Origin of the sequence: Pseudoalteromonas sp. B160, assembly GCF_037162485.1 — a bacterium.
Taxonomy (GTDB): Bacteria; Pseudomonadota; Gammaproteobacteria; order Enterobacterales; family Alteromonadaceae; genus Pseudoalteromonas; species Pseudoalteromonas rhizosphaerae.
The window spans coordinates 133,549-145,719 of record NZ_JARLUX010000001.1; the positions used below are offsets into that span (position 1 = coordinate 133,549).

Genomic DNA, 12,171 nt, shown 5'->3' on the forward strand with positions numbered 1-12,171 from the left:
AATGACGATCATTATTAATTCCTTTTCAGTTAAGCTGTAATCAATTGATAAATAAACCAGCAATAACTGCTGGTTTATTTAGGGTTTAGCTCATTCTACTTACACTGCAGCTTGGCTTTGTTGAGCACTTGCATCACCTTTGTCTTTACGATACTTCGCTGCGATCTCAGAGATATCACCTTTAATACTCGCTAAATTAAGGTCTATCAATGTACCGCCATTTTCAAAGTGTCGAATAAACGTAGAACCGACTGCATGCGAAGATGCCGCCGAGATCACTGGCATAAATGCAATGGAACTAAGCGTTCCAATGATAGGTATAGCTTTAAGGAAACTACTCAAGCCAGCCCCTCCCAATGTCTGTGGAAAAGAGCCACCAATTACCGCACTAATAGTGCCTCGCAGCTTATTCTCACTATAGGATTGGCCATATACCTTAGCAATCTCATCAATCATTTTTATTTGAATACCTGTCAAAGCTACCAAATCAACCACTGGAATTGGAATAAGTCCGCTGCCAAATGACCATTTGCTATACTTATCGACGATGATCTGCGCTACAGCAACTCGATTTTCTGCTTCAACGAGATCTGCTTGTTGCTCAGAAACGGTGTCAGTATTCGCCTTTTCGTCCTTCGCTGTTTTTGCCGCTGTCATATTTTTTCCTCTATGAATTAAATTAACAGTTGTTGAACCCACCAAATTACTGCTCTAGTAAAACTTTAGTCAGTAACTTGCCCTTTTTCACTTTTCTTTTCATATTCATGAAAAGAAAAGTAATACTTTGCATAAACATGCAAACAGTAATTGGACTACAACCACTCCTTGTTCAGGTTTGGTTCCAACTTTATTAGTACTTAGCCCACAGCCAGTACAAGAAACTAATCAATTCAATTCTTTTGACATTCACCAATTCATCAACACAACTTTACGCATCAATTAATATCGCTTGGCACTTATCTTCTCGGTGCTTATCACTGTAAAAAATTATATTTCTGATCTCACTTGCAATGCAGTCCGACTCTAGTCCTGTTTTAACGTAATTACTAAAGACCATCACTGATTGATCCCGTTCCACTAAACGGTTAAAGCTTGTCACCCATGAATAAGGATAACTACCTGAGTACTGTAAAAATTTTTCATATTTTCGCAGGTTTGCATCAGCAGGATCTGATGGACAATCGGCAACTTTGCCAAACTGTAAAGGGTCAATAAATGTAACAAACCAACCATAACCATAGTATTCGCATTGCGTACTGTTACCGGTATTAGAATAAGGTGCAAATGCCACTAATTTTTGTGCCTCATCTAAAATTTTACTTGTGTATAATGCCTGATCCCACTTATGCATATCAGTCACTGTTGAGTACATATCACCAGCAGAATAAAGTACCAATGGATTGCTATAAGGATTCTTTAAAATATTCTCGTATGGCGCAGGGCCGCCAACTAATGGCGGTCTGCCATTGGCTAGTGGTAAATATGGGTTTTGATTTGAGATATAGCCTGTGGTCATATTTTGATACACGCCAATGGCGCTAAATGAACCACTATCGTTCATATTAATGGGATCTAATATCTGTTCTTTAAGAAGGTTTTCGAACCAAAAGTTACGGTCAATATCGCCTTGGCTACCCGCAGCTATTTGCTCAATAATATTGCCGACCAAATAATAATTACAATTACTATATTGATACTTAGAGCCGGAGTAAATGTCGGTTTTTCATCTTGTTCTGTACAAGTACAAAAACGATTACTGAAATCTTCAGGCCCATTTAAATTTAGCGTTTGATCATAAAGAAACGGCCGCCAACCATAATTATCATAAACGTCTTCATTATCACTGTAATTATTAATGCCTGAAGACATAGTCAATAAATTGTGCAATGACACATCCGCACATTGATTTTTAGGAAACCAAGGTAGATAGTCACCTATAGTCTGTGTTCTTAAATCTTTTCCTTTGAGCATTTTCATTAACATGGTTGCCGCAAATGCTTTAGTGTTAGAACCAATTCGGTATTTTGACTCTGTAGTATTTGCAATATCATATTGCATATTTTGCGGTCCACAATTAGCCTCGTATACAACCGCATCAGCAGAAGTAATATACACAGTGCCAAAAAAGACTAAAGTGTCACAATATTCTTGCACTGTTGCAGCAATCATTTCTATCTGAGCCGCTGTGATAGTGACATTTTTTGCTACACTCTTTTTTTGCAAACAAGACGCTAAAATCAAACTTAATAAGCAGACAATCATGATTTTAAACTTTACATGCATAAGCCATTTCATTATTCTTCTCCTGTAAATAGCCACATCTCTTTGCCAAAATCATCACTGCTAACAAAGTGAAAATAGTCTTAGTAAACTTATTGTAATAACAAACAGTTAAGCCATGCCAACCAGTACTTTTCGAGGACCGCTATATGCTTCTCGTCCATGGGTGTACAGCATGTTATCAAGCAACAAAATATCATTACGCTGCCATTGATAAGAGAATGTAAGCCCACGATACACATCATTGATTGCTGCTATGTCTTGTGGGTCAATGTCCGTGCCGTCACCGTAGTACGCATTACGGGGCAAATTTGCTTCACCGATACTACTTCGCATTGATTGCACCACGGCACTGTCCATACTTGAACAATGAAAAAGATGGGCTTGATTAAACCAGACTTTTTCACCACTTGAAGGGTGAGTGACAACAGCAGGGCGGCATTGGCGTGTTTGCAATTTATCGCCATCGACCCATTCGAACTGTATGTCGTTTGCATGGCAATACTGTTCAACATCACTTTTACTCTGTGTTTGAAACACTTCTTGCCAAGGTAAATCAATATCGCCGTAGTTTCGCACGTACATGACGCCTAACCGCTCAAACTTTTCTCTGATCCGCATGGGTATGTGGTTATACACCGCACGACTATCGGCCAAGGGCGTATTGCCCCCAGTCGTCGCTGGCACCACACAGAAAAACCCCATTCTCTTAGGCCAATTATTCGAATATGCATTTTCGTTGTGTTGTAAAATCACCTGATCTGCATGGTATTCTGTGGTGGTATAAATATTATTCTTCAACGCAGTGCGTGGCGATGAACGATAAACATACTGCTTTAGAGGCTCACCAAAAATAGTTTCTAAAATAGTACTAAATTGGTGAGTACTCACAATATTTAGCCCTCTCAGTAGCGCTAAACCATCTTGATTTACCCAATCATTTATTAAGTCAGTATTGGCTTTAACCCATGCCAAACCACTTTGCTTTTGAGCGCTCATATCATGCACACGGCAATCGCTATTGTCAGTGCAAAAATCCATATCTATTGCTAATAACTGATCCATTTCATTCCCGTCCTTTTATAGGTAGAGGTTTACTGTAGAACATTTTTCACCCACTTGTTAATAAAGTGTATATTTACTTGCAATTTGTTCAACGATTGCAGCAACAAACTGATGCTGTAAGATTGACAGATGATTACCTGTGATCTCTATTGCCGAAAGTTCAGGGTTAACTACTCGCCAGCCCATATCATCAGCAAGCAATTGGCCTGCAAACTCTTTGGTATCGTGTGCTTTTATAACCATAAGCGGCACCTCAAGTAACTCTCCCTTTATTTCTACCTTTGCTTGTAACTGCGCTTTATATACGCATTGCAGTGTTAGCAATTGACGAGCACTGAACTGGTAGCCCGCAGCAGCTAAATGCTTACTTAACCACTTTGTTTGTAGTTCATCAGCAAGCGTGCAATATAACTGCTGCTCATCGTCAGTTAAGTTCAATTGAAAAAATTCACTCAGGTTCGCTATTAGTAACGCTGCTATTTGCCTGTCTTGCAGTTCTAGCACAGCTGAATTAGGCATAGGCGTATCAATTACTAGCAGTGAGGCTGGAGCTTTATTGCGCAGTACTAATTGCTGCGCCATTTGATGAATAACAAAGCTTCCAAATGAATGACCAACCAAGTGAATATTAGCGTCTATCCCCTGCTCAATTAACGCGTTGCAGTAATGGTGTGCGGTCAGTGACAATGAATTAATAATATCTGGCTCTAAAGCGATCAGATCTGGCTGCAAACCATAAACAGGAATACGTTGATCTAGTTGATTAACCAATGCTTGATAGATCATCAGTAACCCTCCCGCACCGGCGACTAAAATCACCGGCTGAACCCCTTGTTCACCGGCCTGTAAACAGACTAAAGTTGTAGGCTGAAAATCAGCAGCGTGGCTTTTTTGTAATTGCTCTATTGCCTCAGCTAAAGCGTTTACAGTACGGTGGCGAAATAACATATCAATAGATACCGTTAACTGCATCTGATAGCTCAATTGTGATACCAAGCGCATTGCCAGTAATGAATGACCACCCAGCATAAAGAAATCATCGTTGATCCCCACTTGCTCTATGTTTAACAACTGACTAAATTGTTCAACCAATAATTTATGCAATGGCGTGATCGGCGCACTATATGAAAAGTCATTATGACTACTCAATTGTTGCGCTGTTTTACTAAGCTGTTTTCGATCAATTTTGCCATTATTTGTACAGGGTAAGCTGTCAACAAATTGAACATTTTGTGGCACCATATACTCGGGCAACACACCAACTAAAGCACGAATTAGTTGCTCACTGGCTCGCTCTAGCTCACCCACATCAACAAATGCAACTAGCTGCTCATTGCCACTTTTATCTTTACGAACCACTACAGCACAGGCGTTTATTTGTGGCAACGCAAGTAAATGACGTTCTATTTCGGGTAACTCAACACGATAGCCGCGAATTTTAACTTGTTCATCTAAACGCCCTAAGAACATTACTTCTTGGGTATTTGTACAACGCACTTTATCACCCGTTTTATATAACCTAACGCCGCTTTTTGGTTCAATAATAAATGCAGCAGCCGTTTTCTTTACATCGTTAAGGTAACCCCTTGCTAACCCTTTTCCACTGAGGTACAGCTGCCCACTAACATAATAGGGAACCGCTCTTAAATATTTATCTAGAATGTGTAATTGTAGCCCTGCCACTGGTTGGCCAATCGGTACTTCAGAACCTGTATAATCAGTTACCTCAATTAATGTTGCAGAAATAGTTGCTTCTGTTGGTCCATAAGCATTGATCAAAATAATATTATCACTGTAATAAGCTTGCCATTGCTGCAACATTGCGGCTTGCATTTGCTCTCCACCAATTGTGATAATGCGTAACTGATCGGCAAGTGTTACTGGTGCTGCAGCTAATTGATGCCAATAGGCTGTAGGTAAACTCATTAAGGTCAATTGACTATATTGCGATAGTTTAGCTAAATACTGGGTATCGAGTAATTTTTGTTGATCGGCCATCACTAAAGTTGCACCGCTTAGCAAAGTACAAAAAACCTCCTCTGCAAATACATCAAAGCTGCAACTTGCAAACTGTAAGTAATTATCTTGCGAAGTGATCGCATAATTTTTTTGTAAGCACTGCACATAGTTAATAACACTGTGTTGCTCAACCATAACTCCTTTTGGCACCCCTGTTGTACCTGAGGTATAGATCACATAGCATAAATCATGCGGTGTGTAAGTTACTGTTGGGCTGTAATTAGGTTGTAAAGCAAGTGCCGCAGCACAAGTATGAAGATCGATGTTAAGTGTTGGCGGTAATGCGCCCTGCCAGTCTTGTTCGCACGTTAGCAATACTGCAAGCTCTGCATCAGCGGCCATAAACTGCCGCCTTTTTAATGGTAAACTAGATGCAATCGGTACATAAGCCGCACCGATCTTTAAACTCGCTAAAATAGCGACAATCAAATCACAACCTGGGCTCAAACAGATCCCTATGGTCAAAGCTCTGTCAGAGCCTAGCGTATGTGTGAGTAAGTAATTAGCCAGTCTGTTAGCGGCTGCATCCAACTCATTATAACTCATTGTTTTAACTGGTAGGTTATTGTCATCATTATAATATTTCAACGCTGTTGACTCACCATAACTTGCTACAATTTGTGTAAATCGTTGTTGTAATGTTGTTGCTATATCCCAGCTTACATCTGCCACTTGATTAGCTGATAAACTAAACTCAGCTACCTTATCTATACCTGTTGTAAATCGATGATCTACTAAATCAATTGCTAAGCTAGACAATGGTTGCTCAGGTGCCATTACAAACGCTTGTAATAACTGCTGCAACATAGCCAAACAATGACTGGCAAGCGGATCATTAAATAGTGCGCTTTGATAACTCAAGGTCAATGAGAGTTGCTCAGCTTGGCCAACAACTAAAGTCATTGGATAATGAGTGAGATCTTTACTGTCATTCGCTAACACCTTAAATGGCATATTTGCAATTTCAGCCAATGGATCTGTCGGGAAATTTTCAAATACATACAAAGCATCAAACAATGGACTGCCATTAGCAATATTACTGTAGTTATGTACTTGGGTTAATGGAGTATGTGCATAATCAGATACAGCTAATAAGCTTTGCTTAACTGACTTTAAATACGCTAACACCGACTGCTCACCCGATGTGGTTAACAACACAGCTTGGGTATTAATGTATAAACCAACCCGTTGCTCAACGTTAGTAAGTTGGCTAGGTCGCCCAGATACTGTTTGCCCAAATAAGGCGTAATCTGAATTGCAACAAACACTCAGCCAGTAACCCCAGGCACCTTGCAGTAAATGATTAACTGTTAAACCCTGTTGACGAGCAAACTCAACCAATTGTGAACACAATTCAGGCTCAAGCACTAAGGTTTGCTCAGACACCGTGTTGATATCATCGCCTTGCTTGCGCTGCGCAATATGCTCAACCAATAATGTTGCCTGATCTATATTGGCTAGATAACCTTGCCAAAATTGTTGCTCGGTTGTTTTATCTTGTTGCTGTAGATACTTAATATAGTCGCTATAGTTATCTTTTTTTAGAGATAAACCATGCCCTGCAAGGCGAGCCTGATAATGCTGTAATAACTCTGAAAACAAAACAGGTAATGACCAGCCATCCATGATCAAATGATGGTATGTCCAAATAAATGCCATTTTTGTATCACTCAGAGCAAGCAAACGTAATCGCATACAAGGCGCCGCAGCTAGATCAATACCTTGTTGATATTCCTGATCTGCAATAGCAGTAATATAGGCTTGCTCATCAAGTATTGATTGTTGTTGCTGCTGCATAATTGCTTCAGTTACCAAGTCAACCTGCAATGGTACATGGTATTTATCAACCACGATTTGCACTGGTCCCACTGGGCTTGCTACGAACGCAGTACGTAATATGCTATGTGTATCAAGTAGCTGGTGCCATGCATACTCGAAAGCTTCGATGTCAAATGCCCCCTCAAGTAACAGTGTCGTTTGTTCATAATAAGCACTATGTTGTGATACTTCACCAGTTCGTTGACTGTGAAACCACATACCTTCTTGCAGTGCACTTAGCGGGTAAATATCAACAATGGCTGATTGCTTAAAAGGGGCTAATAAATGCTGTAACTGATGATTTGCCATCGTTGGCAAGAGTGGAAAATCACTTACCGTATGGCGCTTAATGTCGTCTTGTATGCAATGTTCAAGCACCGTCATAATACTTGCTTGATAATGCGTCATAAATGAAGCGACATCGGCTTCAGCTATACGGGCACCATCATACTCCACATGCATCGACAATTGCTCATTGACTATTGCTGCTGTTAATTGCAGACCATAGTAGGCGTGATTATGTTGGCTATGCAAACTGCCCGCGGATTCTGGCGCATCATCTAATAAACCATTATGTTGCAGCGCACTATCTAGCTGGCCTAAATAATTAAAAAATAGATGATTCTCCGTCGTAATAGTCAACGATTGGCGGGTCTCCTCATCAGGATGATAATAACGTAAGGCTCCATATCGACTAGCTTTAGTCGATAGACTGGCTAATTGCTCTTTCATATCACAGATCAAATCGGCAATATTTTGCGTATTGCTAAATAATCGAAATGGATACATAGCAGTAAGCCAGCCAAGCGTTCGAGTACTATCAAGTTGATTATTAAGTAACTCTCGGCCATGTCCTTCAAGGATAATAAGATGATCGTCCAAGTCATAATGCCTAACTGCAGACCATTGTAACGCGGCCAACAGTAGCGTTTGGATACTGGTATTATAAGGTCTATTTGCTGTCGTCAAGAGCTGCTGCGTAGCTGCACATGGGAGTGTTAATGTATGTTGTTGCAGTTGTTTTTTGATTGGCTCTTGCTGCCTTACAAAACGAAAAAAGCTGGGCTTAGTCGCCACAGCAACCAATGCTTGCCAGTGTTTTAAATCATATTCATCTTTACCTTGCGCAATTAAAAATTGACTAATGTCATATAAATTAGCAGTACGAGAAGCAAAACAAATATTCTGCTGTAATTTTGCAGCTGACAACGCTTGGTTAATATCTTCAAGCAAAATGCGCCAAGATACACCATCAATTAATAAGTGATGGGCGATGATCAGCAAGCGGTTATCACTTTGCTGAGCTGGGGTTTTTATATGGCAGATTTGCAACAATGCAGTGCCATCAAAGCGAAAAGCTCCTTGTTGCACTTCACACACTTTCTCTAATGCTTGAGACCAATCATCATTGTGCTCAGCTAGATCAATAAAATGGCAAACGTGATCTGCACTAAGATGCTGTTTTATAAAAAATTGCTTTTGCAGGCCTTTATCATCAACGACTAACCGCAAACTATCATGGTGCGCTAATAAAGCGCATGTTAACTCTTTAATATGTTGCACAGTCACTGTTTTATCAACACTGAGTAAGAGTGACTGGTTCCAATGATCAGCTGCTACAAATTGTTGTTCAAAAAACCAATGTTGAATGGGAAGTAATGGCAATGCGCCTGAAAAGCTTTGCTGTGGCTCAACCTGTTTCCGTTGTGGCTGTTTGTGTACCAATTGCTCAGCTAGCACTGCAACGGTACTAAAGTTAAAAATATCAGCTACTGACAAACTAATATTTTGCGCTCTTGCCCGACTGGCAATTTGAATACTGAGAATTGAGTCCCCTCCCGCCGCAAAAAAATCATCATCAACTTGCAGCATCGGCTGATTTAATACTTGTCGATACAAAGTGAGTAGTAAGCTGCTTAATCCGCTTGCTTGTTGTGCTGCAGGTCCTTGATTTAATTGCTGTGTAACAATTTGTTCGCTTGGTGTGCGTAGGTGTTTATGTAATTGCAGATGATCTATTTTGCCATGTGCCGTCAGGGGAATTTCATCTACGTGAATAAGCTCACTCGGTATCATGTGATCCGGTAACTTAACTTTAAGACTTGCTATACTTTGGCGCTTAAATTGCGCTTGGAGCGAATCACTTATCTGTGGCGTGACAATAAAAGCCAACAGCTGCTTATGGCCTTCAGCCAATTCACTCACGCTAACAACACAATCCGTTACGCCAACAATAGCACGTAAGTGATACTCAATTTCAGACAGTTCAATACGGTAACCGCGTAATTTAACTTGTGCATCATTGCGGCCAATGTAGGCAATACGACCGTTATTTAATTGCCTAACTAAATCACCAGTTTTATAGGCTCGCAGTTGTTGCTCTGCAACTGTCGTTAAGTAAATAAAACGCTGTGCTGTAAGCTCTGGACGGTTCAAATAGCCTCGCGCTAATCCTGCACCAGCTATATATAATTCACCAATCATGCCAGACACAACCGGCTGCCCCTGCTGATCAACAATTAATAACTCTACATTATCAATCGCATAGCCTATATCTGGAGCCATGCCCAGCTCTTCCGTTGTTTTACCAACCTCAGCCGAGGTGGCAACAACTGAGGTCTCTGTAGGGCCATAATTATTAATAATACAATACGGTTTTGCAGCTGAGGGGCATGTTTTTAACTTGTCGCCGCCAACCAGTAAATAACGCAAAGTAACAGGCGTAAAAGCGTGATCTGCCAACATTATTTCAGCGATTGGGGTGGCTAAAAAGCAATGACTCACATGATGTTCATCAAGTAGTTGCGCTAATTTTTGCGGGTTATCTAAACTTTCTCGCGGCACAATTACCAGCTTTGCTCCGGCGCTTAAATAAGGCCAGATCTCCCAGCTTGCAGCGTCAAACGCGATATTTGCTGTTTGACTGGCAATACTTGATTTATCAACAGCAAATGCGCGTTGATGCCAACGGCATAAATTACTCAGCCCTTGGTGGGGGATCATTACCCCTTTAGGGTTACCCGTTGTGCCTGAGGTATATATGACATACGCTAATTGCGCCGCCTCTATTTTGGGTAATTGCACTTGACTTAGTGTATTACATGCAAGGTTTAAAGTGTGCTTAAATTGCTCATTATCAAGGTAAATAAGCTGGCTGTTCGCACCACAATTATCTTCTAACAGCGCTGCAAATGCAGTGTGAGTGATAAGCCACTGCGCACCACAATCATTAATAATATAAGCAATTCTAGATGCTGGATAATTCGGATCAACAGGAACATAACAGCCACCCGCTCTCATAATCGCTAGCAATGAAACTATTAAGTCAATGCCGCTTTGCATGCTTACAACAACAGGCTGTTCAGCTTGTAAGCCTTGCTGTATCAAGTATTTTGCCAATAATTCACTACGCTGATGAATTTGCTGATAACTCGCAAATTGCCCTGAGGCTGCCTCAATAATGCCAGTGTCAGTTTTAGCATGCTGTTCGGCTACAGCAGTGAATGCATCTATGACGGTTGCAACTGGCTTATTTAGCCGTTGCTCACCTTTGAGCACGCAGTTATGCAGCTGTTTATCTGTCAACATTGTAGCTGACTGTATAGCAACCTGCGGATCGGCTGTGAATGACCTAATTAAAGTGCATAATGCCGTAGCCATGGTTTGAATTGTTTGTGGGGTAAATAACGCCGTGTTATAAGCCCAGCTAAAGCGTAACTCATCGTCATCTTCACTGCATGCCAGCTCAATATCAAATTTTACTTGCGGTGGCTGCTCATCAATCGCTGTAACCTGTATATTAGGTAATTTAAACTGTGTATTTAACCTTGGGTTTAACGAAAATGTAAGCTGAAAAACACTCTGTTGACTCATGCCACGCGGTAACTGCAAAGCATCAACAATTTTTTCAAATGGCATGGCTTGATGCTGACCAACGGCAACAATTAATTGTTTTTGCTGTGCGAGTAGCCCTTCAAAACACATATCTTCGCGCAATTGACAACGGATCGGCAGTGTATTAATAAAGAATCCAATTAAGGGAGTTAGTTGCGTTTGTGAACGCCCTGAAAATGGCGCACCAATCACAACATCATCACACTGACTATACCTAGCTACAAATGCGGCATAAGCACTATGCAGCCACATAAATAAGCTCACATCAAACTGCTGGCATTGCCTGTGGATCGCCGAAACCGTGGTTTTATCTAGCTGTATTTGATAGCTCGCACCAGCGGACGTAAGCTGTTTAGGACGTATTTTATCCAGCGGTATTTGATGTATCGGTGGGGCATCTTGTAACTGTTGTAACCAAAATGCTTGGTGTTTATCTAACTGCTGCTGGTGTAACTGACTACGCTGCCAATGAGCATAATCCCCGTATTGAATTGATAAAGGTTGCGCAAGCTGTTCAGGCAACCGAGTTTGACTCGTAAAGCTTTGATAAAACGCTTCAAATTCACTCGCTAATATTGCTAAAGAATGTGCATCAGAGGCAATATGATGCATATTTACCCGTAACTTCCAATGCTTTGCATGCAGCTTAACTAAAATAATACGCAGCGGTAACTGGCACCTTAAATCAAAGGCTGTTTGGCTGTCATCGCGCAGCGTTTTTAACCACAGTCGTTGCTGTTGCTCATCGTTAAGTTCACTGGCATCTATGATCTTTAACACCGATGGAAATGTGTCTTGGACCACTTGCTGAGGTAAGTTTGCTTTACCGACTGTGATAAACGTACGCAACACTTCATGACGCTGCACGATAGCGTCACACACGCGTTGAAATGTATCAACATCAAGCAAACCATGCAGTTCAAAATTAGCTGGCATATGATATTGCACGTTTCCGGCTGCAATTGATCTATGGTCCATAATCGTTGTTGAGCAAAAGATACCGGTAATTGCGTTACTGATTGCACTTTCGGGATAACTGCTGATGCTACAGTGTAATTGGCAGCTTTATTGCGCGCAGCCGCTAACGCGAGTGTG

The 12,171-nt window shown here is 41.0% G+C and carries 5 protein-coding genes; all 5 read right to left on the reverse strand.

Going from position 1 to position 12,171, the window contains the following annotated elements:
* Positions 1–99: 99 nt before the first annotated feature.
* Positions 100–657: a YcjF family protein gene (locus P4S61_RS00590; RefSeq protein ID WP_145233045.1), complete on the reverse strand. Its 558-nt coding sequence runs from the start codon at positions 655–657 to the stop codon at positions 100–102.
* A gap of 271 nt (positions 658–928) precedes the next feature.
* Complete coding sequence (locus P4S61_RS00595; protein ID WP_337117597.1) at positions 929–1,669, reverse strand: serine hydrolase; 741 nt, start codon at positions 1,667–1,669, stop codon at positions 929–931.
* Positions 1,642–2,295 (reverse strand): serine hydrolase domain-containing protein, encoded by a 654-nt coding sequence (locus tag P4S61_RS00600; protein WP_337117598.1) that lies wholly within the window; start codon positions 2,293–2,295, stop codon positions 1,642–1,644. Before P4S61_RS00600 ends, P4S61_RS00595 begins: the two co-directional genes overlap by 28 nt.
* 96 nt (positions 2,296–2,391) lie before the next feature.
* Positions 2,392–3,345, reverse strand: coding sequence for a TauD/TfdA family dioxygenase (locus tag P4S61_RS00605; protein ID WP_337117599.1), 954 nt, complete (start codon positions 3,343–3,345; stop codon positions 2,392–2,394).
* A gap of 57 nt (positions 3,346–3,402) precedes the next feature.
* Positions 3,403–12,054, reverse strand: a complete 8,652-nt coding sequence (locus tag P4S61_RS00610) for an amino acid adenylation domain-containing protein (protein WP_337117600.1) — start codon at positions 12,052–12,054, stop codon at positions 3,403–3,405.
* Positions 12,055–12,171 lie beyond the last annotated feature (117 nt).